The organism is Pseudomonas sp. A-B-19, from assembly GCF_019947515.1.
Taxonomy (GTDB): domain Bacteria; phylum Pseudomonadota; class Gammaproteobacteria; order Pseudomonadales; family Pseudomonadaceae; genus Aquipseudomonas.
Window position 1 is genome coordinate 1 of the sequence record NZ_JAGYGN010000012.1, and the last position, 24,442, is coordinate 24,442.

16 protein-coding genes are annotated in these 24,442 nt (G+C 59.9%); 8 read left to right on the forward strand and 8 right to left on the reverse strand.

Annotation, left to right across the window (positions count from 1 at the left end; all coding sequences use genetic code 11):
* Positions 1-502: 502 nt before the first annotated feature.
* Positions 503-1,075: a hypothetical protein gene (locus tag KGA81_RS15075; protein WP_223546995.1), complete on the reverse strand. Its 573-nt coding sequence runs from the start codon at positions 1,073-1,075 to the stop codon at positions 503-505.
* Positions 1,076-1,328: 253 nt separating this feature from the next.
* On the opposite strand from KGA81_RS15075, the gene KGA81_RS15080 reads away from it, so the two are divergent.
* The 4 genes from KGA81_RS15080 (at position 1,329) to KGA81_RS15095 (ending at position 5,392) form a co-directional block, all read left to right on the forward strand.
* Positions 1,329-1,466, forward strand: coding sequence for a hypothetical protein (locus KGA81_RS15080; protein WP_223546996.1), 138 nt, complete (start codon positions 1,329-1,331; stop codon positions 1,464-1,466).
* Between the two features lie 69 nt (positions 1,467-1,535).
* Positions 1,536-2,813, forward strand: a complete 1,278-nt coding sequence (locus KGA81_RS15085) for a tyrosine/phenylalanine carboxypeptidase domain-containing protein (RefSeq protein WP_223546997.1) — start codon at positions 1,536-1,538, stop codon at positions 2,811-2,813.
* 165 nt (positions 2,814-2,978) lie between these two features.
* A complete protein-coding gene (locus KGA81_RS15090; protein ID WP_223546998.1) occupies positions 2,979-4,469 on the forward strand; it encodes a DUF3300 domain-containing protein in 1,491 nt (496 codons plus the stop codon).
* A 26-nt stretch (positions 4,470-4,495) separates the two neighbouring features.
* A complete protein-coding gene (locus KGA81_RS15095) occupies positions 4,496-5,392 on the forward strand; it encodes a DUF2950 domain-containing protein (RefSeq protein ID WP_223546999.1) in 897 nt (298 codons plus the stop codon).
* Positions 5,393-5,408: 16 nt separating this feature from the next.
* On the opposite strand, the gene KGA81_RS15100 is transcribed toward KGA81_RS15095, so the two are convergent.
* From KGA81_RS15100 to KGA81_RS15120, 5 genes are all read right to left on the reverse strand, one after another.
* A complete protein-coding gene (locus KGA81_RS15100) occupies positions 5,409-5,945 on the reverse strand; it encodes a GNAT family N-acetyltransferase (RefSeq protein WP_223547000.1) in 537 nt (178 codons plus the stop codon).
* 253 nt (positions 5,946-6,198) lie between these two features.
* Entirely contained in the window at positions 6,199-6,729 is a 531-nt protein-coding gene (locus KGA81_RS15105) for a hypothetical protein (RefSeq protein ID WP_223547001.1), read from the reverse strand.
* A gap of 53 nt (positions 6,730-6,782) precedes the next feature.
* A complete protein-coding gene (locus tag KGA81_RS15110) occupies positions 6,783-7,058 on the reverse strand; it encodes a hypothetical protein (protein ID WP_223547002.1) in 276 nt (91 codons plus the stop codon).
* A gap of 621 nt (positions 7,059-7,679) precedes the next feature.
* Complete coding sequence (locus tag KGA81_RS15115; protein WP_223547003.1) at positions 7,680-18,494, reverse strand: peroxidase family protein; 10,815 nt, start codon at positions 18,492-18,494, stop codon at positions 7,680-7,682.
* 298 nt (positions 18,495-18,792) lie between these two features.
* Complete coding sequence (locus tag KGA81_RS15120; RefSeq protein ID WP_223547004.1) at positions 18,793-19,137, reverse strand: hypothetical protein; 345 nt, start codon at positions 19,135-19,137, stop codon at positions 18,793-18,795.
* 72 nt (positions 19,138-19,209) lie between these two features.
* On the opposite strand from KGA81_RS15120, the gene KGA81_RS15125 reads away from it, so the two are divergent.
* Entirely contained in the window at positions 19,210-20,706 is a 1,497-nt protein-coding gene (locus KGA81_RS15125) for a sensor histidine kinase (RefSeq protein ID WP_223547005.1), read from the forward strand.
* Positions 20,707-20,769: 63 nt separating this feature from the next.
* On the opposite strand, the gene KGA81_RS15130 is transcribed toward KGA81_RS15125, so the two are convergent.
* Positions 20,770-21,462 (reverse strand): response regulator, encoded by a 693-nt coding sequence (locus KGA81_RS15130; RefSeq protein WP_223547006.1) that lies wholly within the window; start codon positions 21,460-21,462, stop codon positions 20,770-20,772.
* 656 nt (positions 21,463-22,118) lie between these two features.
* Here KGA81_RS15130 and KGA81_RS15135 point away from each other — a divergent pair.
* The 3 genes from KGA81_RS15135 to KGA81_RS15145 all read left to right on the forward strand — a co-directional run bounded on the left by KGA81_RS15135 (position 22,119) and on the right by KGA81_RS15145 (position 23,606).
* The gene (locus KGA81_RS15135) at positions 22,119-22,397 is read left to right on the forward strand and encodes a DUF2790 domain-containing protein (RefSeq protein WP_223547007.1); all 279 of its coding nucleotides are present in this window, start codon (positions 22,119-22,121) and stop codon (positions 22,395-22,397) included.
* Positions 22,398-22,664: 267 nt separating this feature from the next.
* The gene (locus tag KGA81_RS15140) at positions 22,665-23,318 is read left to right on the forward strand and encodes a hypothetical protein (RefSeq protein WP_223547008.1); all 654 of its coding nucleotides are present in this window, start codon (positions 22,665-22,667) and stop codon (positions 23,316-23,318) included.
* 81 nt (positions 23,319-23,399) lie between these two features.
* Positions 23,400-23,606 (forward strand): co-regulatory protein PtrA N-terminal domain-containing protein, encoded by a 207-nt coding sequence (locus KGA81_RS15145; protein WP_223547009.1) that lies wholly within the window; start codon positions 23,400-23,402, stop codon positions 23,604-23,606.
* Between the two features lie 141 nt (positions 23,607-23,747).
* On the opposite strand, the gene KGA81_RS15150 is transcribed toward KGA81_RS15145, so the two are convergent.
* The gene (locus tag KGA81_RS15150) at positions 23,748-24,404 is read right to left on the reverse strand and encodes a response regulator transcription factor (protein WP_223547010.1); all 657 of its coding nucleotides are present in this window, start codon (positions 24,402-24,404) and stop codon (positions 23,748-23,750) included.
* Positions 24,405-24,442: the final 38 nt, after the last annotated feature.

Sequence of the window (24,442 nt, forward strand, 5' to 3'; positions counted from 1 at the left end):
CCACCACCACCACCATCCTTGGCATAGGCACTCGAGTCATGGGAAATGGAGTCTGGTACCAAAACGATGGAAGCCGAGAGGACGCCGCCGATTGCCAGCGCCAGTAATCCTCTCTTGAAAAACAGGTAAGTGTTCATCGTGCATTCTCCTGGTGATTTACCGCGAGCAGTGCCAACGCAATTCGCGCTGCGATCCGGGAGCGGCATGGGAGTAATCCGTCAAACTTGAAATTTCTCTCGGGTTTTTCGCGTGGGATTTTTTCCCACACAATCTAAATTAACCCTTTCTAGCCCCGGGTCAACCGGCGCAGAAGAAAGCCGACCGACGGCTCTGTGAGAGCTATCGAACTGTCGGGAGACCGCCTATGGGTCATGGGAAAAGGAGGAGTGGTCGAGAGGTCTCTATCACCGGTGATCGCACAGACGTAACGGCGACTCAGGCAACCCCGGACTCGCAGAAGCCCGCCACTTCAGGGAGCGGGCTTCCCACCGTCTGTTGACAGCTACCCCGGTACCGAGTTTTTTTGCGCACCGACACTGCCCGCCCTGCCGGCGACTACAAGTGCCACGCAACAAGCCAATGACGAGAATGCAGCGAATACGCCCATCACATGCAGATAAGGCAACACGTGATTCCAGGCTCGAGCCACCCCCAGGAATGCGGCGAATAGCCACCCGCTCATGGAAAGCGCACCCAACAAGGCGAGCCGCGTGCGCCCTGCAGTGCGCAGCGCGACGAATGGAGCCTTTTGCAGCAGCGGGAAACCAACTCGATGCAACAGTGCACCGTTGAGGCTAAGCAGCGCGACGATAGTCACCTTGGCCCAGAGCTTCTGATTGAGCAGATACGCGTCGCCCTCGTTGAGGTAACCCTGGAGCACCAGCAACAGTCCGCTTGCCCAAAGGGCCAGCAGTGCAAGGCTGACGATCTTCTGTGTTTCACCAAGGTACTCGAGCCGCGCCTGGTCCAGTATTTCCTTGCGCCAACTCCAAAGTTTGTGATCCGCCTGCAGCACCCTCCCCAGGGCAATACACGTAGCGAGCAGATGACCGTATACGAGAAGCATTTTGAGCATTGCCTTGACCTTATTATTGTTTGGGCGCTGCGTTCCCTGCTTCGCTAAATTGAAAACGAATGATACAAATTTGCAGTTGCGCTTTCAAGATAATCGTCTACTACCATTTGCCGAAACCGACCTCCATACGACTTTCGTCGTATTTTGAGGCATTCATTCCTGTGGCGGATGAATGCCTCATCCCCCCTCATCGTCGGGATGCTGTAAACCGTTGTAGCGTTGCATCGATGACGCCGGGCCGCTGCTGGCCCAGGTGTCCGGCGGCACCAATCGTGCACCGGGCGCCCATGCCTCGGGGCTGGACGCACAGGTCGAAGTGCAAGCCAGCTGGATCGCCTACGAGGACGACTTCAAACTGCTGATGCTGTTGTCACTGGCGGTCATGGAGTAGTGCTCAACACACAACCGCGCGCGACGACTAAGCTTTTGTAACGCCACTTCGTCTCTCAAGGAGCTATCCATGAGCGCCGCCGCCCTGTCCGAACTCGATGCCGCCCTGCCCGGTCTGACCCGCAGGATCCGCGTGCTGGATGCGTTGTCCTGGCCCGACGGGATCGAGGAAGACTTCCTGGCGAAATGGCGCCGCGGGCGGGCCGAGTTACCCAAGGTCCAGTTGCAACGCCGCGAGCACAGCGCCGACATCGCTGCTCTGGAAACCTTTATCAGCCAATGCGATGTGGGGCATCCGGCCGGGAATTTCCTCGCCATGACCGCCCGTAGCTATGCCACCGCCGGGCACATGCTGGGGGCCATTGGTACTCCCGCCTTTACCCAATATTCGTCAGCGCTGTACCGGCGCCCGGACTTCTACTACACGCGCTTGCAACTGAGCATGCTCGACGCGGCCCGTTTCTTCCTCAAGACCACCGACGCCCTGCTCGGCAGTGCGCGGATTCCACCCTGCCCGGCCGAGATTCCGGCCAAGGTGTTCGCCGCCTGGATACAACCGGAACTCGACCGTTTCTTCGGCGCCGGACAGATCACGGTCGTGCTCGATCCGAACCTGGCCGCCAAGGCCATCGCCGGATCTAGCCGCATTCGCCTGCGGGCCAGCGCGCTGTTTTCGGAGCTGGACAAGCATCAGCTGTTGCAACACGAGGCCTTCGTGCATGTCGCCACGGCACAGAACGGTGCGCGCCAGCCCAACCTCACAAGCCTGGGCCTGGGGGCGCCCCGCACGACCCAGACTCAGGAAGGCATTGCCACCCTGGCCGAACTGTTCACCGGCAGCATGGACATCAATCGTTTGCGTCGTCTGGCCCTGCGCGTGCTCGCCGTCCAACAGGCGCTGGAGGGTGCCGACTTCATCCAGGTGTTCGAAGGTTTTCTGGCGGCCGGGCAGACAGAAGAGGAATCCTTCCGCTCGACCCAACGGGTGTTCCGCGGTGCCGACCTGCGGGGCGGTTCGGCGTTCACCAAGGATGCCGCTTACCTGACCGGGTTGCTCGGCGTTCATACCCTGCTGCGCATTGCAATCCGCGATAACCGGCCGGAACTGGTGGGGCATTTGTTTGCCGGGCGCCTCAGCCTGGCTGACACCGTACGCCTGGCGCCACTGTTCGAGTCCGGTTGGCTCAAGGGACCGACCTACCTTCCGGCCTGGGCCAGCGACTTGCGCCTGCTCGCGGCCAATCTGGCCTTCTCGGCGTTCATCGCCCGGATCAAGCTGGATGTACTGGACCTGAAGGTGTTCATGGCATTCGCCGAAGAACACGAAAGCGATGCCAGCGCCCAGTGATCGATCAGGTTGACGCCGTTTTCAAGACAACCTGGGTCGTTCGAATGAGCTGCTACCATTAGGAAGCGGCATCGAAGCTGGGCTCTGTGGCTTGCAAAGTCAGCTTTCACCTCTGCGGCAGCGACTCACTCATTTCAAGCCTGCCTGACCACATAGGGGGTGCCAATGCGCATTCCATTTTTTTACGCGTTGTCAGCCGTTCTGTTTTTGAGTGGATCTTCCTGCCTGACACAGGCCGCGGATGGGACCGCACCGGCACCCGCCAATGCTGCCGATACAGCGTCCGTCACCGCGACTGCCAAAGATCCCGTGTTTACCCAGGAACAGCTGGATCAAATGCTGGCACCCATTGCGCTTTACCCGGACCCACTGTTGGCACAAGTACTGATGGCCACTACCTACCCGGGGGAAGTCGGCGAGGCGGTCGACTGGTCCAAAGCACACCCGGACGCCAAGGGCGATGAGGCAGTCAAACAGGTAGCGAACCAGCCCTGGGATCCGAGCGTGCAGGCGCTGGTCGCCTTCCCGCAGGTTCTGGCAACGCTGGGGCAGGATCCCGTCTGGGTACAACGCCTGGGTGATGCTTTCCTGGCGCAGCCCGACGATGTCATGAACGGTGTACAACGCTTGCGTCATCAGGCCCAGGCCGCTGGCAACCTGCAGAGCAACCAATATCAGAACGTGACGATCCAGAATGTCGCGACACCGGCACCTGCGACCACAACGCAGGCACCGGCTCCAGCCCCTCAACCGGCTCCGGCCAGCAGCTCCACCATCATCATTCAACCTGCCGATCCGCAGGTGGTGTACGTCCCCACCTATAACCCGACCACCACCTATGGCACCTGGGCCTACCCGGCGTCGCCGCCCGTGTACTATCCGCCGCCACCCGCCTATTACCCCGGTCAGGCCTTGATGGCCGGGCTCGCGTTTGGTGCCGGTGTGGCGATCATTGGATCGTTGTGGGGTGAATGTGACTGGGGCAATAATGACGTCGACATCGACGTCAATCGCTACAACAACATCAATGCCAACAACCGGATCACCAACAACAAATGGCAGCACAACCCGGTGCACCGCAATGGCGTGCCCTATCGAGACAGCGCGAGCCGTGCACAGTACGGCCGCCAATTGAACGGTGCCAATCAGCGCGTAGCCTATCGAGGGGACACTGCCCAGCGCGCCCAGGCCCGTGAAAACGCCCGCACTTCAATGGACAGGCACGGTATCGAACGACCTGCCACCAGTAACCTCGAAGCCCGCGATCAAACGCGCAAACTCCAGTCCGCTGCCGCGGGGAACGATCGGTTACAGGCCGGAGCAGACAGACCGAAGGCGGCTGACAGAGGCCAAGGCACGGCCAGAAACACCCGGGAGAATCAGCAACCCCGGAACCAGAGCGCACAGCTGAATCAGCGCAGAGAGGGCCAGGCGCAGACGCGTCAAACGGCGAATCAACGGCCGGCCGCCAGTGCCGGCAGTGCCCGCAACAATGCATTCGCCGGCGCACGCTCACCGTCCCAGGCCAACGTCCAGGCCAATCGCGGCCGGGCCAGCCAGGCATCAGCCCAGCGCCCAAGTGCCGCGCGATCGGCCGGTCACCAGGTCAGCCGGCCGTCCAGTCCACCAGCGCGTCAAAGGGGGGGCCGTCGTTGAAAAACCAACCTCGAGTGAAGGGACTCATGGGCTTGCTCCCACATGTCCTTGCGACAGCAGCCGGCTTGTTGTGGTCGTGCATGGCGACGGCGCAGCAGGCCTTTCCAACACCGGAAAAGGCCGCAGAAGCCTTTGTCGCAGCACTGGGCACGGAACACTCCGACCAGGCACGCCTGACGGAACTTCTGGGCAGTGATTGGCGCACTTACATCCCGCGTGAAGGCGTGCAGCGCGAAGATGTGGATGCGTTTTTGCAGCAATACCGCGAGCGACATCACATAGAAAACACCAGCGACCACAAGGCGGTCCTGGCGGTCGGCAGTGAGAACTGGACACTGCCTATCCCCCTGACAAAGAACGAGAACGGTTGGCGCTTCGACCTGAAGGCCGGCAGCGCCGAGATCCGTGCCCGTCAAATCGGCCGCAATGAACTGGCCGCGGTGCAATCGGTGCTGGCCTATCACGACGCCCAGATGGACTATGCGTCAGTCGATCGAGACGGTGATGGCGCACTCGAGTACGCGCAGAAAATCTTCAGCACCCCTGGCAAGCACGATGGGCTGTATTGGGCGCAAGACGACAGCGGCCAGATCAGCCCGCTGGGGCCTTCATTCGGCAAAGCCATTGCCGACGAAGAGTGGCATGGTTACCGCTTCCGCATCCTCGATGGCCAGGGTCCTTCAGCACCGGGTGGCGCCTACAGCTACCTCATCGGTGACAAGATGAGCCGCGGCTTTGCCCTGATCGCCTGGCCGGCGAAATACGATGACACCGGGGTGATGAGTTTCATGATCAGCCATGAAGGACAGGTGTTCGAGAAAGACCTGGGGCCCGGTGGTGAAAAACTGGCGCAATCGATGAAGCGCTTCGATCCGGATGACAGCTGGAAAGAGGTGGCTGAAGATCAAGCACCGCAGGAGTGACCGGGGTGTCACCGAGCTACTGCCGACGCTCGGAATCGCCGGGGGATCCTATCTGGATCAACAGGACGAATCGGTCTTCGTTCCCCGTATTTTCGTTACAGGAGGGTTGTTGCAGTTGGAATCCGCAACGTTCGAGGACTTTTCTTGAGCCGACATTTTTCTTGTAGGCAAAGGCAACCAGTTGCGTTAGCCCCCAGCGCGTCTTTGCTTCCTGTATCAGATGCCTCAGCGCCAGCGTGGCCAACCCCTGCCCGCACGCGCGCTGAGCAATCCGATAGCCGACTTGCGCAGAACGGGTCGATGCGTCGATGCTTTTCAGATTGGCTCGCCCCACGATTCTTTGACTGGAATCCTCGATGACAAACGGGTGCCAGGCGCCAATGGCCAAATCTGACAAATAGCTTTCGATGTGATCGGCGACACCCTGTAACGAGTAAAAAGCCGGGGCGCGCGCATCGATATGAGATTCGAACCATTCACGGTTATCAACTTCGAATGCCAGCAACGCTTGAGCGTCAGTCTTTTTCAGCTCGCGGACGCTAAACGATTCCATTCATCACCTCTGCCGAGTCTTGTGCCGAAAGAGCCCAAGTTTATCTCATACCTGAACAACCTTGCCGGACCGGGCAATCCCCCCTCTAGAGTCCGATCAGCTTGCTCATCACTCGTGAAGGCGACACGACTTCAAAAAAAAGTCGCAAGCCCGGCTACGCTTCAGGGCTTGCGACTCTTTGCCATACGTCCCTCAAGCTCCCGGGACGTTTTCCGTGGGTATGCCTGCCATATTCATTGCCGAACGTGCAGGTTTAGTTCTCGACCTCAACCGCGTCGATATCCGGGGCGTCCAGGGCCGCAGCCACAGCCGCTCTGGCTTCCCTCGCCTTGGCTTGGGCAGCCTCTCTGGCTGCGTTCACCTCGGCTTTGACGGCGTCCTGGGCTGCAGCTACGTCGGCCTTGACGGCGTCCTGGGCTGCAGCTACGTCAGCTTTGGCAGCGTCCCTGGCTGCAGCTACGTCAGCTTTGGCAGCGTCCCTGGCTGCAGCTACGTCGGCTTTGGCGGCGCCCTGGGCTGCAGCTACGTCGGCTTTGGCGGCGTCCCGGGCTGCAGCTACGCCAGCAGCTTTTGCAGCGTCCCGTGCTGCGTCCGCATCAGCCCTGGCGGCGTCTCTGGCTGCATCTGCATCAGCTTTTGCAGCATCCCTGGCTGCATCCGCGGCATCGTTGTCATCGGCATCGTCGTTGTCACGCGCATTGCCGGGACCTCTATTCCCGGTCAAGCCACCATGGTCATCGTCGTTGTCATGCGCAATGCCGGGGCCCCTATCATTCCCGGCCATTGCGCCATGGTCATCGTCGTTGTCACGCGCATTGCCGGGACCTCTATTCCCGGTCATGCCACCATGGTCATCGTCGTTGTCATGCGCAATGCCGGGGCCTCTATTCCCGGCCACTGCCCCATGGTCAGCGTCGCCGCGCCCCGGGCCGCCTTTGCCTGCAGCACCAGCACCAGCACCGCCATTGCCCGCAGCACCAGCACCAGCACCTGCACCGCCATTGCCCGCAGCACCAGCACCAGCACCGCCTTTGCCTGCAGCGCCATGGCCGCCGCCATCTCCATGGCCGCTACCAGCGTTGCCGCCTCCGCCGTCGCCACCGTGACCGCCATGACCACCACCGCCTCCGCTACCGCCATCTTTGGCATATACGCTGGAGAACATACCGATGTAGTCGGGTACCAGGACAGTCGATGCCGACAGGACCCCGCCGATTGCCAGAGCCAACAAAGTTTTCTTGAGCAGCATGATGTACCTCCGCTTGGCGTTGCGTCGTCATCTCCGTATCGTACGCAACGTCCAGTGAGTTCCCGGCCACCCACTGGAGCGGCCGGTCAACCGGCATGGTCATAAATGTGCAGCGACCACGAGCAACTGCGGTATCCGCACGATCCCTGAGAGCCGGTTGGCATCATTGAGTGGGAAGCATTCCCACAGTTTTGTTGGATAAATGCGTTCTGCCCGAGTTCAACAAAAGAGCATCAGGACCGACGAATGGATTGCAGGGGTTGCCGTGCCCGGTCGGGCTTTTCATATCGTTGTAGCAGTCCATCCCCATGTGTTCTAAATCCAGCACCTGATAATTCCAGAGCGTTGACGAACCTTTGCGGCAGAAGGTAAATGCTGCCGGCCCCCCCGATAACTAATGGGCATTTGATTGAAAAGAGAAAGGGAGGGCATCCATGCCCTCCCCTCTACTGTTCCGTCCTCCTGCGACGGTACTGACCAGGACCTCAGACGACCAGAATGAAGTCCGTCTGATCAACGGCCGCGCTGCTGACACCGACCAGGCGGATGGAGTCCGTTCCAATCCCTACCACCGTGTCCGCCCCGTCAGCCGTTATGCTCACATTGGTCGCGAACACCGCGCTGGTGACCCCCATCCCCGTTATATTCAGCAAGTCCTGCCCTGCGCCCGGATTGGCTCCGAAGTTCAGGATCGTATCGGTGCCGAAGCCTGGGGCAAACGCGAAGATATCGTTGCCGGCGACGCCGCCACTCATCACGTCGTTACCTGCTCCACCGACGAGGACGTCATTACCCGCCCCCCCCGCGATCGTGTTGTCGAGCGCGTTGCCGGTGCCCGCAAAGTCGCCGCTGCCGCCGAAAAACAGGTTGTCGACGTTGGCACCCAGGACGTAGCTCCCGAGCGAGGTCCAGACCGTGTCAATACCCTCGCCGCCAAGCTCGGTCACCACGTCCCCAGGGTCGGTGACTTCGTAGACATCGTTGCCGACACCGCCGGTCATCGTGTCGGCACCTGCGCCACCGATGATGAGGTCGTTACCTGCGGCACTGACGAGGATGTCATTACCTGCCCCCCCCGCGATCACGTTGTCGAGCGCGTTGCCGGTGCCCGCAAAGTTGCCGCTGCCGCCGAAAAACAGGTTTTCGAGGTTGGCACCCAGGACGTAGCTCCCGAGCGAGGACCAGACCGTGTCGTTACCAGAACCGGCGAGCTCGGTCACCACATCCCCGAGGTTGTCGACTGTGTAGACATCGTTGTCGACGCCACCGACCATCGTGTCGGTACCTGTGCCACCGATGAGGATGTCGTTACCTGCGCCACCGACGAGGACGTCATTACCCGCCCCCCCCGCGATCGTGTTGTCGAGCGTGTTGCCGGTGCCCGCAAAGTCGCCGCTGCCGCCGAAAAACAGATTCTCGACGTTGGCACCCAGGACGTAGCTGCCGAGCGAGGTCCAGACCGTGTCGCTGCCGGCACCGGCGTTCTCGCTCACCACGTCCCCAAGCTCGGTGACTTCGTAGACATCGCTGCCGCCACCGCCAGCCATCGTGTCGGCACCTGCGCCACCGATCAGGACGTCGTTACCCGCACCGCCCACGAGCGTGTTGTCGAGCGCGTTGCCGGTGCCCGCAAAGTCGCCGCTGCCGCCGAAAAACAGATTTTCGACGTTGGCACTCAGCGTGTAGCCCGAGAGCGAGGTCCAGACCGTGTCGTTGCCCTCACCGCCAAGCTCGGTCACCACGTCCCCGAGGTCGGTGACCTCGTAGACATCGTCGCCCACACCGCCGGCCATGGTATCGGCACCCGTCCCCCCGATGAGCATGTCATTGCCTGCGTCACCATTGAGGATGTCGTTGCCGCCCAAGCCGCTCAGGATGTCGTTGCCAGCACCTCCGCTGGCCAAGTCGTCGCCTGGCGTGCCGGTGTATATGTCATCACCGGCGGTACCGACGAACAGTTCGCCGACCACTGTCGTTGCGGCAGAAGTGACCCGCTCGAGTGTGCCGAGGTCATCGACGTAACTCGCGACGACACGCAATTGCTGACCGGTCTGCAACGAGCTGGGCGTGAAGGTCGTGCCTGTCTCGCCGACGAGGTCGGTAAAGATCGCGCCGCTCCCCACCTGCCACTGATGGGTAATCACCGAAGTCGTGGTCCCGTTGGCGTCGGTGAACGCATCCGTGGCGGTCAAGGCAAAGCCTGGCGTCGGAGCCGTATCGCTGATCAGCACAGTGCCGACCGGCAGGACATTGACGGTGCCGGTACCGGCCGGCGTGATCGGTGCGGTCGGCGCCGAGAACACCTCCTCCAGCACGCCATTGGCGTCCTTGTAGACCGCCCTGACGCGCAGAGCCAGTCCGGTTGGCACGACGAGTTGCGGGATAGCCGGCACGGCGCCGATGAGGGTCGCCGGTGGTGGGATCCTGAGCTCCGAGCCCACCGTGACAGTCAGACCCTCCGCGCGCGCGACCTCGCCGGCGGCAAAGAAGGTGATGTCTTCGAAGACGCCCGAGCCCGGGCTTGGTTCGAACTGCCAGAAGAAACTGATGGGGCTGGTGATCGCGCCACCGGTCGCAGTATTGTCGGCATCAGTGATGTCTGCCGCCGATACCGTCAGCGTCTGTCCGACAGCCGGCGTAGGATCGTCGATCCTCAGCGAACCGACTGGCGCCGAGTTCAAACCGCCCAGCACGATCGCCTGATCGGTGAACTGCAACCGCTCGATATTGCTGAGGGTGTCGATCCCGTCCCTGCCAGCGACACTGTCGGTGACCGTAACGGTGCCATTGACGTTTTCGATCACGGTGTAATCCGCAAAATTGCCGGAGTACAGCGCCGTATCGAAGTCAGGACCAGGCGCCGTCAGGATCTCGCGGACGATCTGGAGCTGGCCGGGGTTATAGGTACCGTTCAACATCAGCGGGACCAGCGGTGTCATGTCGTCGAAGCTGGCGATTTCCGGCCCGGTGCCATCGATGTTCTGCCGCACACTGATGCGTACGTTGAGCCACTTGTCGCCGTCGATCAGGTCATCGCCGGCACGGCCCTGGATGACGTCGCTGCCGGCACCGCCCAGGATAATGTTGCCCCCGTCGAACTTATCGTCTGCAGTACCCACGATGCCGTCGGCGCCAGCAGCAGCGGCACCAACGAACGCCCGCAGACCACTGATGAGGTCAAGGTTGGTAAGCACACTACCCGTGGCGCCAGCAATAGCGAGCGTTACCGCGGTGGAATCATCGCCGCTGAGGAAATCGGCGTGTGCCGACCCCGACAGCCCTTCCACCAGGTCCAGACGGGCAAGGATCGACGCGGTGGAACCGGGCACCGCCGGCTGATCGAAGAAACGCTGACTGGAGTTGAGGCCAATGGTCACGCCGACCGGATCATCCTTGTAGGTCGCCCAGTCGTAACCGGAGAACCCGATGAAACGGTCCGCCTCGCTAGGGCTGCCGATCATGATGTCATCACCGCCTTCCCCGTCGAAGTTGTCCGGTCCGCCATCGCCCATGAATACATCGTTACCAATGATCGGGTCATTGCCGAATGGGTCGAAGTTGTCGCCGGCAACGCCATCGGCGGATCCGCCCTGGATCCAGTCATCGCCTTCGCCACCTTTCGCGAATTCGTTCGCCTTGCTGCCGAGGATGAAGTCATTGCCCAGGCCGCCGCTGGTGTCGGCCGCGTCTTCGCCGGTGATGATGAAGTCCTGGCCAGCCTGGCCGAGGATCAGGTTCAGGCCGTTGCCGCCCTGGATGACGTCGTTGCCGTCCTCGCCATGGATGACGTCGTCGCCGCCGATGTCGGTGATGATGTCGTCACCGGTACCGCCAAGGAGTTGGTCGTTACCGTAGCCGCCATCGATCCGGTCGTTACCGGCATCGCCATAGACCGTGTCATCGTCCGAGTCGCCGGCAATGAGGATATCGTTGCCGGGTGTGCCGCCGAGCACGACCGTATCGGCACCGGTGTAGTGCAGGTAGTTGGTATCCGGGCCCACTGTGCCGGGGTTGTCGCGGATCACCAGCGGTGTGAGGAAGTCACTGCGTGGTGAGCCAATCGGATGGTTCGACGGGCCAAAGGGGTCGGCGTTGACTGGCAGATCATCGATCGTGCCGACAATGCCGTCGGGCCCGGCGACCACACTCGGGTTGTACTGACGCGTCTGGTCAGTTTCCAGGATGAAGGCCGGCGTCAGGAAAACCCTGGCCGAGAGGTGTGTTGCGTCGGTATTGGCCATCACCAGATTGGCGAACGTGTTGTTCTCAAGTTCGGCGCCAAAGTCCATCGAGGCGGTGCGTTCCAGATAGTAGAAGCGGTCGCCGTTCTGGAGTTTCTCCATCTGGTTCTCGAAGACGAAGTTGAAAGTCGAGCCGAGCATGCCGCCAAAGGGCATTTTCTCCTCGGCCAGCCCGCCAACCCAGAAGTCGACGCTGTCCAGACCGGTGATGGTCACGTCGTCCGCGGTGTTCAGAATACCGTCCGCACCGGCGGTGCTGGCCCAGGCTCCCGTACTGTTCAGGAAGTCGACACGGTCGGCCGGTGCAGTCGCGCTGCCTAACACCAGGTCCGCAGCCGCGGCGCGCTTGTCCGCCAGCGTGAGGGCGCCGGTGATGGTCGAGTGCGTGCCGTAGGCGGCGATGAAGTTGATCAGCGATTCCGGATGTTTTATGTGCTGCACGAAATCGGCCCAACTGGTGTAAGGCTTGAGCTCTGCGTCGCCGGTAGGCAGATAGAACTCCCGCCGTGCCGCGTTCAGGGACGGAATGCCGGTATCGCGGCCGCGCGCCAGGTTGATGGCAGGCAGATCGAGCGGCAGGCCCAGCAGGTTGTTGCGCAGGGCTTCGGTGACGAACTCGTCAATCTCGTTGCCCACCTGACGGGTCACGCCGCGCACGATGGCACCGGCCGCCTGTTCCGGGGTCGGACCACTGCCCGCGAACTCGATCGGGTTGAGGAAGGCCTGAATCAGCCCGATATCGCTTGAGGCGAAGTTCGGATCCAGCCGGTCGACCTGCTCCAGCAGCATCGAGTGCCCGAAACGATAGACGGTGTGTGCAAACTCGGCAACGATGCTCGGATCGATCGCGGTGTCGTACACCTGGCCTGGGGCGAAGAAGGGATCGACCATCGGCTGGATCGTACGCGCGAACTCCTCGAACACCAGGTGCTGGTACTGCATTTCGGTGCCGAACTTCGCCGTCTGGAACAGACGCTCGCCGTTCCAGTCAAGGGTCGTGGTGTCGACGGGAACGGCAGTGACAGGCGTCAGCAGCCACTCGTTCAGGAACGACACGTCGCCGCTTGCCGCTGTCGCCAGAACCACCGCCATGGTGTGATCGACCAGGCGGTTGTGCTCATGGTGGAAGATGGAGTGGACGGTGGTCAGACCGATGTTCTCGTTGACCCGGCCGTCGCCGGCAATGTAGTGCGCGTCCAGCAGTTCGTTGTCGTAGAAGCCCGGCGCAGGCGTACCGCCAACAACAGTGTCCACATCGGGCAGGAGTGCTGCGCCGGTCACGTCGTCGATCGGAACGGCGGTGTGCGCGATGTCGTTGAGGAAGGCATGGCCGGTGCGTACGGCGTTGACCAGGCTGATGGGCGCCGCCGGATTGCCTTCAACCAGCACATCGTCGGCCGTGCCGGCAATGCCGTCCGGGCCCACCATCACCACCTGAGGAAAACCGTTCGGACCCTTGATGAAATTGCCGTAGGCGTCGGTCGCCAGCAATGGCACGTTGTTGAAATCGGCATCGGTGAGGTCGATCCCGAGCAGGTCATGAGCTTGCGCCTTGACCACCTTCCAGGTGGCCATGCCGCCGATCCCTACGTCGTCGGCCGTGCCGAACACGCCATCGGCGCCCAGATCACGATTTTCGATCAACTTGCCGGTGGCCACCGGGTCGCCGGCTGCATTGAGCTCATAGGCACGCAGGAACACCTGATGCGAAGGATGCGAGCTGTAGGTCTGGTTCTGGTCGACAAACGGCGAGGTGGTGTTGCTGTTCTCGTGGATGTCGTCGGCCGTGCCCAGGATGCCGTCGGGGCCGGGCTGATTGGTGGCGCGCGTCAGCACCATGAAGTTGGTCGGGCTACCGGGCACGAACAACGGGTCATCCGGCTGCAGCGGAATGAACACGGTGCCCGAGCCGCCCTTGGTGACGAGGTCCAGGCCATGGTCGAAAAACTGGCCGAAGAAAGTCATCCATTGGTTGAAGGGCGCGGTCAGGCCCGCGTCGGGGCTCACGTTCGAGTTGAAGAAGGTCTGGAACGTCGTGCCGTCGGTGCGGGTTCCGGTAATCACCTGTGAGCCGACTTTCAAGACATCGTCAGCCGTGCCAAGGATGCCATCCAGACCCGGATCGAAGGTATTCGCGACCGCTGCCGGGTTGCTGGCGGTCTGGTCGACGATCAGGTTGCTGATGGTGCGCGGCTGCGAATCGGTCACCAGGCCGCTGGTCTGGGTGTAACTCGTGCCGGCTTCGGCCGTGCGGAAGTCCGGCGTGGTCAGGCGCGGGAATACCGTATCGGCGGCACCGAACTCGGGATGGAGCAGGTTGTTGTCCGTCCCTTCGACCGTGCGCAATCCGTATGGCACCCGTATGTTCGGCAGCAGAGTAATCAGGTTCTCACCCGCCGCGTGGTGTTCCGCGATCTTGATCTGGTCAAGGATGAACGCCAGGTCCGATTGCGTGTAACGCACACCGTTGCTGGGGGCAGTGGTCTGCGGATCGATCAGCGAAGGCGTCGGCGCGGGGGCCGGCACGCCGGCCACTATGGCGGTGGTCGGCGCGGAGAACACCTGCTCGGTCACGCCATTATCGTCCGCATAGAAGCCTTTGACCCGCACCGCCAGGCCGGCAAGATCCGCCGTCACCGTAAGAGTGGGCGCGTCCGCTCTTGTAAATCCGAGACCGATACGGCCTGGCCCGAGGATGATGTCCTCGAAGACGCCCGAGCCCGGTGCCAATTCAACCTGCCATATGTAACTGATGGAGTTGTTGATCCCCCCGCCCGCGTTGTCGGCATCTCTGATGCCGGCCGCCGACACGGTCAGCGTCTGGCCTACGGTCGGTGCGGTGTTATCGACCGTCAGTGCGCCCACAGGCTCGGCGTTGACCCCCTGCACGAGGACCACTGCCTGATCGGAGAATTGCAGCCGCTCGATGTGGGTGAGACGGTCGGTTTCTTCCTTGCCGACATTGTCGGTCACGGTGACGATGTCGGTGGCGGCGATGTCGAGGGCAACGGCGGGATCGACGACGATGCCGTTGACGGCGATCGTGTAGTTCGCCAAAGGTCCCATGAAGTTGACGGTATCGAATGCAGCCCCGCCTACGGATGTACCGGGCAGGATTTCGCGCACGGCGACGAGCTGGCCGGGATTGAAGGTGCCGTTCAGCATGAGCGGGATCAGGGGCTCCATGCCGTCGAAGGTGGCGATCTCCGGCCCGGTGCCATCGATGTTCTGGCGCACGCTGATGCGCACGTTGAGCCAACTGTCACCGTCGATGAGGTCGCTGCCGCCACGGCCTTCGATGATGTCGCTGCCATCGCCGCCGAGGATGATGTTGCCCGCGCCGAACTGATCGTCTGCGGTACCCACGATGCCGTCGGGGCCAGCAGCAGCAGCGCCGACGAAGGCCCGCAGGCCGCTGACGAGATCGAAGTTGGTGAGAATGCTGCCCCTGGCTGTGATGTTGGCGATGATGGCTGCGTTTTGTTCATCGCCACGCAGGAAGTCGGCGAAGGACGACCCCGACAGGCCCTCCACTTCCGCGAACCGGTCATAGACCGCATCGGCCGATTGCGCCACCGCGCCCACGATATTGCCCGCGGCATCGGGCACCGGGTGATACGGACTGAAGAACGGAGTGACCATGTCGACGGTCACGCCGAACTTGTCGTTTTTGTAGGTGGTCCAGTCGAACCCGGACATGCCATCCATCTTGTCCTGAGCGTCGCTGGCGACGAACACTTCGTCGCCGCCCTCGCCGATCATTTCATCGAATCCGCCTTTTCCGATGAAGATGTCGTTGCCAGGTATATCGTCGCTTAATGTTGGGCTATTGTTGTCGCCGACCGCACCGTCCTGGGTGCCCCCCTCGATCCAGTCATCGCCTTCGCCGCCCTGCGGCGACAGGTTGACTGTGGCGCCGAGGATGAAGTCGTCGCCCGCGCCGGCGAAGGTCATGGTGATGTCTTCGGTGGTGATGATGAAGTCTTTGCCAGCGCCGCCGAAGACCAGGTTGTTGAGGCCGAGGGTCGAGTTGCCGGCCTGGATGACGTCGTTGCCGTCCTCGCCGCGCAGGGTGTCGCTGCCGCCTATGTCGGTGATGATGTCGTCGCCGGTGCCGCCAAAGACGTTGTCGTTGCCGTAGCCGCCGTCGAGCCGGTCGTTGCCGGCGTCGCCATAGACGGTGTCGTCGTCCGAGTCGCCGGAAATGAGGATATCGTTGCCGACCGTGCCACCCAGCACGACCGTATCGCCGCCGGTGTAGTGCAGGTAGTTGGTATCCAGGCCCACTGTGGCGGGGTTGTCGCGGATCACCAGCGGCGTGAAATGGTCAATCCGTGGTGAGCCGATCGGGTGGATCGACGGGCCAAAGGGGTCGGCGTTGCCGGGCAGGTTGTCGGCGGCTTCATTGACTGGTGTCAATGGATTGTCGACCAGTATGCCATCCGGCCCGGCAATCACACTCTGGTTGAACTGCTTGGTCGGGTCGGTCTCCAGGGTGAAGGCCGGCGTCAGGAATATGTTGGCCGACAGGTGTGTTGCATCGCTGTTGAGCATCACCAGATTGGCGAACGAATTGTTCTCAAGCTCAGTGCCGAAGTTGAGTCCCGCGGTGCGGGCCAGGTAGTAGAGGCGGTCGCCATTCTGCAGGTTTTCCAACTGGGTTTCGAAGACGAAGTTGAAGCTCGAGCCCAGCAGGCCGCCAAAGGGCATCTTCTCTTCGGCCAGGCCGCCGATCCAGAAATCGACGGCGTCCAGACCGGTGGTGGTCACGTCGTCTGCGGTGTTCAGAATACCGTCCGCACCGGCGGTGCTGGCCCAGGCGCCGGTACTGTGCAGGAAGTCCAGGCGATCGGCCGGTGCCGTGGCGCTACCGAGCACCAGATCCGCAGCCGCGGCGCGCTTGCCCGCCAGCGTCGTAGCGCTAGTGATGGTCGAGTGCGTTCCGTAGGCGGCGATGAAATTGATCAGCGATTCCGGGTGCTTCATGTGCTGCACGAAATCGGCCCAGCTCGTGTAGGGGGTCAACTGGCTGTCGCCGGTCATGTGGTAGAACTCGCGCCGCGCCGCGTTCAGCGACGGGATGCCGGCGTCACGGCCACGCGCCAGGTTGAGGGCGGCCAGGTCCAGCGGCAGGCCGACCAGGTTGTTGCGCACCGCATCGGTCACGAACTCGTCGATCTCGTTGCCGACCTGGCGGGTCAGGCCGCGTACGATGGCGCCTGTCGCCTGCTCAGGGGTAGGGCCGCTCGCCGCGAATGCCAGAGGGTTGAGGAAGGCCGCGATCAGGCCGGTCTGTTGATTGCCCGGATCAATCGGATTGCCGTCGCCGACGACGTTGAAGTTGGGATCGAAACGATCGACCGTCTCCACCAGCATCGAGTGGCCGAAGCGAAAGACCGTGTGCGCGAACTCGGCGACGATCGACGCGTCGATCGTGGTGTCGTTGCCCATGGGCGCCAGGAAGACGTCCACTTGCGGCTGGACGGTGCGCGCGAACTCCTCGAACACCAGGTGCTGGTACTGCATCTCGGTGCCGAACTTGGCCGCCTGGAACAGCCGCTCGCCGTTCCAGTGCAGGGCCGCGATGTCGGCCGCCGTCACCGGCAACGCCGTCAGTTGGGCGTCGGGCATCAGCCACTGGTTCAGGAAGACGAGGTCGGCGGAGGCCAGCACCGTCTCCTTGGTCTGATCAACCAGCCGGTTGTGCTCGCTGTGGAAGACGGAGTGGACGGTGGTCAGGCCGATGTTCTCGTTGACGCGGCCATCGCCGGCGATGTAGTGCGCATCCAACAGCTCGTTGTCGTAGGTGCCGGGCGCTTGCGGGCCGCCGATGATGGTGTCCGCATCAGCCGTCAGGCCACCGGTAGGATCGGCGCTGTGAGCGATGTCGATGAGGAACTGGTGACCGGTGCGCACGGCATTCGTCAGGCTGATGGGTGCGGCCCGGTTACCTTCGACGAGTATGTCATCGGCGGTGCCGGCAATGCCATCCGCGCCCTTCATCACGACTTGCGGCAGGCCGTTGGGCCCCTTGATGAAGTTGCCATAGGCGTCGGTTGCCAGCAGCGGCAGATCGAACACATCCGCATCGGTCAGGTTGATCCCGAGCAGATCATGGGCCTGGGCCTTGACCACCTTCCAGGTGGCCATGCCACCGATTTCGACGTCGTCGGCGGTGCCGAACACACCATCGACACCCAGGTCACGATTGGTGATCAGTTTGCCAGTGGCGACCGGATCGCCGGCGGCGTTGATCTCATAGGCACGCAGGAATACCTGGTGCGAGGGATGCGAGCTGTAGGTCTGGTTCTGGTCGACAAACGGCGAGGTAGTGTTGCTCTGATCGTGGACGTCATCGGCGGTGCCGAGGATGCCGTCGGCACCGGGCAGATTGGTGGCCCGCGTCAACACCATGAAGTTGGTCGGGCTACCAGGCACGAACAGTGGATCGTCGGGCTGCAGCGGAATGAACACCGTGCCGCTGCCGCCTTTGGTGACCAGGTCCAGGCCGTGGTCGAAGAACTGGCCGAAGAAAGTCATCCAGGCGTTGAAGGGCGCAGTCAAGGCCGCGTCCGGCGTGATATTAGGGATCTTGAAGACGGAAACGTCGTCGGCGGTGCCGAACAGGCCATCCAGACCGGGGCTGGTGACCACCTGTGAACCCAGATTGGCCGCTGCGGCCGCGACCGCCGCCGGGTTGTTGGCGGTCTGGTCCACGATCAGGTTGCTGATGATTCGCGGCTGCGCGTCGAAGACAGCACCACTGGTCTGCAGGTAGGAGGTCGGCGTGGTTCCGCCAGGATCGGTCGGGCCAAAGAAGCCAACCGGCTGGACCTGCGCGGTATTGAACACCGGCGTCGTCAAGCGCGGAAAGAAATTGTCGGCGGCACCGAACTGGGGATTGGCCAGGTTGTTGCCGAAACCGGAGACGGTGCGCAGGCCGAAGGGCACTTCTACGTTCGGCAGCATGTCAGCCAGACTCGCGCCTGCCGCATGCCGTTCGGCGATGAAAATTTGTTCGAGAATGAACTCGAGATCGGACTTGTTGAAACTGGCCATGGCTGTTTCCTCGATGCTTGACTGATCAGGAAACCACACGCAAAAAACACCGCTGTAAACGCGTGGTTTAGTGTTGAACCCCATAAACAAAAAACAGAAATTGAACGACGGGACCTGATTTCACGGCCATACGAAGCCCTTACTGAATCGCGTGCGATCAGCAGTGCTCAACTGAGGATCAATTCCCCGTGACAACCGTAACTACAGGCTGGTATTGCGCCTCAAGGAGGCGACGGCCCATGAGCGCGGGTTGGACAGATGGCGTAACTTACTAATGGCCCCGTCACGTCTGGGGGCTCTATGCATCTGTCCATATGGCTCTCTCAGGCATAGGGGGCTTGTCACAGATGCCACACATCCAGCGATCAGAGGCATTGGCCGGAACAGGCTCGCGAAGATCGCCATGGTCCGGGAGTTCCTGAGGGGTGATGGCACGGTTCTGCGTCCATGCGGCTTCGTCAACAAGCCTTTTATCCATGAGCAAGCTGGCATCGACTACGAATTGACTAGTCTGTATTGGAGACGGGTTCCACACGCCAGCTGGCGGAGTCAGGAAATCATTGCTATTGGTAATACCTCCCGGCTGTTTTTGCCGGAAATAGCGATTACCCGGATTGATCGAGAATCTTTTAAAACTATTCATCGCCCCTCCCGCCCTCAACCTTAAACGCTAGCTTTACACTCCATTGAAAATGAGTATTGAGGTGGTCCCCGGATGTGTACAGAGACGAAAGCCCAGCCAAATTCTGAGACCTTGGTCAAAGAATCGGATCAGACCTTGGTCGAATCGGAGGCTGGCCAAACGTCCAGTGACGCAGTGCCCGGGAGACAGATCACAGGTACGAAATTGCGCCATTTAAGCCGTTCAACCCAGTTCGCAATCTGCGCCACAATCATTCTGGGTTTGACCATGACGCTCGTTGGAAACCTCGTAAGCCAGAGTATCGAAGACGCAACGGTTCAAACCGCGGCAGAGACGGGCGCGCGTTATATGCAGAACTTTCTCGAACCTTTTGTCCAGGGATTGACCACTGCCAAAGAACTCCCCGATGAAACGATTCAGACCATAGATCAGCTGCTGTCCAGCACCTCGCTCAGTACACATGTCGTCTCGGTGAAGGTCTGGCTTCCAGACGGCACGATTGTCTACAGCACCGACAAATCCGCGGTCCAGAAAAATTTTCCGACAGAGGAGATCTCACAGGCGCTGGCAGGCAAGATCCATACAGAACTGGACAACGATCTTGAGGGCGATACTGACGATGCGTTTGAGCGAAGCCTGAATATTCCGTTCTATGAAATTTTTGCTCCACTGCGCGAAGCGGGTACTGGAAAGATTGTTGCGGTGGGTGAGTTCTACGAAACCGCGCAAGCGCTACAGCGCGAAATCAATAACGTTCGCCAGAAAGTATGGGCGATTGTTGGTACAGCAACGATGGCCATGCTTTTGTTGTTATTTTTTATCGTTCGGCGTGACGACAAGATCATAAAACAGCAAGAAACAGCACTTGAATGGCGCATGCAGGAGCAAGCCAGGCTGCACTCGAATAATGCCGCCCTTCAGCTTAAAGTCACTACAGCCAATCGCGAATTCTCAAAAATCAATGAACTCACTCTTCGTCGGATCGGGGCAGATCTTCATGATGGTCCCGCTCAGCTGTTGTCACTTATTCTCCTTCGCCTTGAAGAGCTCGAAGATTCGCAAGGCGCCTCGGATGGGGAAGTCCTCGACATGATCAGACGTGCCGGCGAGGATGCTTTAAACGAAGTGCGGGAAATATCACTCGGCCTGGCACTTCCGCAAATCAATGATCTGACCCTGCACGATGCGCTGGTATTGCTTGCCCAGCGGCACGAAGAGCGAACCGAGACGCGAGTCGAACTGGAGCTTGATACGCTTGCGGACGATGTACCGATAGCGCATAAAATCTGTATTTACCGCTTCGCCCAGGAAGCATTGAACAATGCCTATCTTCACGCCGGAGGAAAAGGCCAAAAACTCAGCGCTTCTCACTCCGAAGGGCTACTGCAAGTGCAAGTCGAGGATGCGGGAGTAGGTATTTCAACCGAGAAGCCGAGTGTACCAGGACGAGAGAGGACTCATCTGGGCCTTGTCGGCATGCGCTATCGCGTCGAATCCCTCGGCGGAATATTCATCATTGAATCGGCACCCCATGCCGGAACCAAAGCCAGGGCGCAGTTCAAAATCTGATCGCCCGCATCAAAACGACCGTCGCAGCCAAGTAACCGCAAATGCTTATGGCCCGTTATTTGTCTAGCCGTTGTCATTCAAGTCGCGGCGTTGAAGAGCACTGCATAAGCCAGGTATATGGTCACTCTCCCAATGTCGTCTCACGGCTGCGACTGCCTGCGTCCGGTTACGAACCCGTAGCTTGTACATGACATTCGTCATGTAGTGCTTGATGGTCTTCTCGCAGAGCTCAAGCTTGATAGCCACCTCGCGGTTGGTCAGGCCCTTCGATACCTCCCGGATAACTTGTTCTTCGCGATGGGTCAGTTCGACCTTTTGCTTATCGCCCGCGTGTTTTCTGAAACTGCCCAAGAGCTTGCTGGCAAGCTTGGGTGTAATGAAGGTTTCACCTCCGGCGACCTGTCTGATGGCCTGTACAAGTTCACGACCGCTTATGCCTTTCAACGCATACCCCTGCGCGCCTGCTTCGAGGGCGGAATAGGCGTCCTCGATGGACTCGGATACCGTCAGCATCAAAATTCTGACTGACGGCGAAGAAGCGGAGATCGCTCGCACGGCAGCAAAGCTATCGCCCGGCATATTGACATCCATCAGCAAAACATCCGGAGCAAAACGAGCGGTAATTTCCAGGGCATCATCGGCAGACCCGCCCTGCCCGACCACCTGGAAGTCAGCTATTTTCCTCAGCGCCATTGTGACCCCATCCCTTAACAGCGGGTGATCATCAACGATGCCAATCTTGATCATGGAACTCATAAGAACTCCTTATAAGAGCCGATGCAGCTGCATGGTGGTGTCGCACGTTTCATTTTTCACCCCTCGCGCCATACCCGATCCGGCAAGCCCGGCCGTCTGCATGATGTCCGGGACGACAGCTGTTGCGGGTACTCTGGGGTCTGCAACTTATGAGCCACTTCAATAGGCGAAGATAAAATTCAAATGAATTAACAGGCTGTTTCTGAGTGCTTCAAGCGAAAGAAAGGGTGAAGGGGGGATATTCCTCAAATCAGGTGATAAACGCCCGATCAGGTGGGTGTAATGCCCCATATATGGAGATACCGAGCGCTTTGGCCTGGGGCTGAAGGCCCTGAGGCGACCGGTTGAATCCACAGCCAATACCCTACATTCCCTCTGACTCGATAGCTGGCGTTTTCGGTCCAGGTACTGTCACAACCACCCCACGAAAAATCCGTCATGACATGTCATGACCTCCTCCAAAAACGGGCTTTACCCAACAAATACGGGGGTTAAAGGACGAATGGTCGAGAGGCGTCAAGCGCGGGGAATTGCCGGGAGTTTACAGCCACTACAGGCTTTTCAGGCGGGCACGTTCGTCGCGGTGCAGTGAACTTCACTCTCATCACGTGTCACATTAGGTCCTTGTCAAGCGAACTACAAAAGAGGTCAGCCTTATGAGCATCGCCACAATTGTCAGTGCCGTGATATCCAGTCTCGCACCCAGTGTCTTCGACCAGAACAGCCTGCAGGAACCCGGCGCGCATGTCTCGGCCGTCGAATACCACTACGGGATGGAGATCGATGTGAAACGGGTACTTCAGCGCACCGATACCTCCGACAAGACCGGCATGGTGCCGGTGACCCTGGTCTACGAAGACAGCGAGGGCGAGATTCACAAGCTTCGTTTCCTCGAATGGGGTGCAAGCCCTGCCGCCCCCACCAGCATTGCCTGATCCGCCCGCCGATAGAGTTCCGGGCCTCGCCTGCGCCCCAGAAGCTTAATGGGCACCCAGTGCGGATGATGTTTGTTGTTACTGGAAAATTAAAACATTCGAATGACTAAAAGTTCATTCGCAATGAGTCGCTATTATCTTGCCCGCATAATGCCGCAAGATTAACTAATAGTAATAGCTGGATCTTGACTGCCATCAGCCACGGTAAACGCCAACTATGCCGTGTCGAGAGCCAGGTCGATTCACTATTACAACCAAGAGGTCACCATGGAACTTAGTATGTTTTCTTCGTCCACCGTGGAATATGTGCGTTTGGGCGTTGTATATTTTCACCTTATCGCCTGCTGCGTGGCAATCGGGCTGGTGTTGACCAGTGACATTGCAATGGTCAAGCAACTTCTGAAAGGCGATACATCAGGTCACCATGATGACGCGCACATGGACAGCCTGCAAAAAACCGTATCGCTTGCACTTGTAGCGCTCTGGATTACGGGCATTGCCATTGTCGGGATCGATTATGCCGGCAAGGGAATGGAGTATTTCCTCAATCCAAAAATACAGGCCAAGATCGGCATCGTTGTGCTGTTGACCGTTAACGGCTTCGTGTTGCATCGCGCTGTATTGCCGGCGCTGAAAAAAGCCGGTTCGTTACTGAAACTCTCCTTCAGCCTGCGCATGCTGGCGCTGTTCTCGGGGGCGTTCTCTGGCGTGTCGTGGTTCTATGCCGCCATGTTGGGTGTGGGTCGTCCGCTGGCCTGGAAGTACTCCCTGCTGGAGTTGCTGGCAGCCTATCCGGTGCTCATCGTCGGTGGGTTCGGGATGATGGTACTGCTCACCGTCTGGGCCAAAAACAAAGACGCCGAAGCCCGCCTGGAGCAAGGCACCTGGACACCAGGCAACGCCGCCCTGGCTGGCTGGTGAATCCGGGTTGAACAAGGACGTTCAGCGCCAGCCCATGAATTGCGCTTTAACTGTTAAAAAATCTCACTTGAGGATACCCAAATGAAATCCATGAAAGTTCTATTCGTCGTCGCCACGCTGTCCGTTTCTTCTCTGGCGATGGCCACAGGTGGCGGTGACCGGACCGTCGCACGCATGGAGTCGGCCCGGACAGTCTCGATGAAAGCCTTCCAGGTTGCCCAGAAACAGAAGGCTGAAGCCGCTGTCGCTCAAAGCAAGGCCAAGGCCGCCTATCGCACCAACAGCTGATCGGTGTAGCGCCCCCCGGGCTGACAGAAATGTGCAGCCTCCCCTCAAAAGCAGCACCCAAGGTGCTGCTTTTGCTTGTTTAACCGAAATCCCGCTTACACAAAATCCAGTGTGTTGAATCCACAGTCGTAAGCAGCCTTTCTATTGAGGAACGATCAGGTCCTCTCCTAATGACTCTGCCATTCGAACCAAGTCAGCAAACGACTTGGCGTGCATTTTTTTCATTGCATGCCCGCGATGGATTTTCACGGTGATCTCGCTCAAATTCATTTGCCCTGCAATCTGTTTGTTCATCAGGCCTTGAACGGCGAAGGCCATTACCTCTTTCTCACGAACTGTCAGCGTCTGATAATGGGCGTGTAAATCTGAAAATTGTTGCTCAATCTCCCGGCGCCTGACGTCAGCCTGCAGCGCCGCAGATACCGCGTCCAATAGGTCCTGTTCACGGAACGGTTTTGCCAGGAAGTCCACCGCGCCTGCCTTCATCGCCTTGACAGACATTTCGATGTCTCCATGTCCGGTGATGAAAATAACAGGAATATGTGAGTTAGACTTGACCAACTGGCTTTGGAACTCCAGACCACTACTCCCTTGCAGCCGTACATCAAGAACTAAACAGCTGGCACCCTCTGGCTTTGGTTGTTGAAGAAACTCCGCAGTGGACGCGAACGTCTCGATCTTAATGCCGGCGGATCGTAATAGGTTACTTAGTGCCTCACGCATGGAAGCGTCGTCATCCACCACGAACACCACAGGATCTTTAACGACTTGTTCGCTGGATGGTGGCTTACCGTTCATGCAAACTCCCCCTTTGAGCAAAAGGAAAAAGTGTAGCA

Bases quoted from the DNA above. Each gene is read 5' to 3' on its own strand.
- KGA81_RS15100 (WP_223547000.1), bottom strand. From the start codon at position 5,945: ATGGAATCGTTTAGCGTCCGCGAGCTGAAAAAGACTGACGCTCAAGCG.
- KGA81_RS15135 (WP_223547007.1), top strand. From the start codon at position 22,119: ATGAGCATCGCCACAATTGTCAGTGCCGTGATATCCAGTCTCGCACCC.
- KGA81_RS15120 (WP_223547004.1), bottom strand. From the start codon at position 19,137: ATGAATAGTTTTAAAAGATTCTCGATCAATCCGGGTAATCGCTATTTC.
- KGA81_RS15095 (WP_223546999.1), top strand. From the start codon at position 4,496: ATGGGCTTGCTCCCACATGTCCTTGCGACAGCAGCCGGCTTGTTGTGG.
- KGA81_RS15075 (WP_223546995.1), bottom strand. From the start codon at position 1,075: ATGCTCAAAATGCTTCTCGTATACGGTCATCTGCTCGCTACGTGTATT.
- KGA81_RS15090 (WP_223546998.1), top strand. From the start codon at position 2,979: ATGCGCATTCCATTTTTTTACGCGTTGTCAGCCGTTCTGTTTTTGAGT.
- KGA81_RS15110 (WP_223547002.1), bottom strand. From the start codon at position 7,058: ATGGCGGTCACGGTGGCGACGGCGGAGGCGGCAACGCTGGTAGCGGCC.
- KGA81_RS15145 (WP_223547009.1), top strand. From the start codon at position 23,400: ATGAAATCCATGAAAGTTCTATTCGTCGTCGCCACGCTGTCCGTTTCT.
- KGA81_RS15125 (WP_223547005.1), top strand. From the start codon at position 19,210: ATGTGTACAGAGACGAAAGCCCAGCCAAATTCTGAGACCTTGGTCAAA.
- KGA81_RS15150 (WP_223547010.1), bottom strand. From the start codon at position 24,404: ATGAACGGTAAGCCACCATCCAGCGAACAAGTCGTTAAAGATCCTGTG.
- KGA81_RS15115 (WP_223547003.1), bottom strand. From the start codon at position 18,494: ATGGCCAGTTTCAACAAGTCCGATCTCGAGTTCATTCTCGAACAAATT.
- KGA81_RS15130 (WP_223547006.1), bottom strand. From the start codon at position 21,462: ATGAGTTCCATGATCAAGATTGGCATCGTTGATGATCACCCGCTGTTA.
- KGA81_RS15085 (WP_223546997.1), top strand. From the start codon at position 1,536: ATGAGCGCCGCCGCCCTGTCCGAACTCGATGCCGCCCTGCCCGGTCTG.
- KGA81_RS15105 (WP_223547001.1), bottom strand. From the start codon at position 6,729: ATGGCCGGGAATGATAGGGGCCCCGGCATTGCGCATGACAACGACGAT.
- KGA81_RS15140 (WP_223547008.1), top strand. From the start codon at position 22,665: ATGGAACTTAGTATGTTTTCTTCGTCCACCGTGGAATATGTGCGTTTG.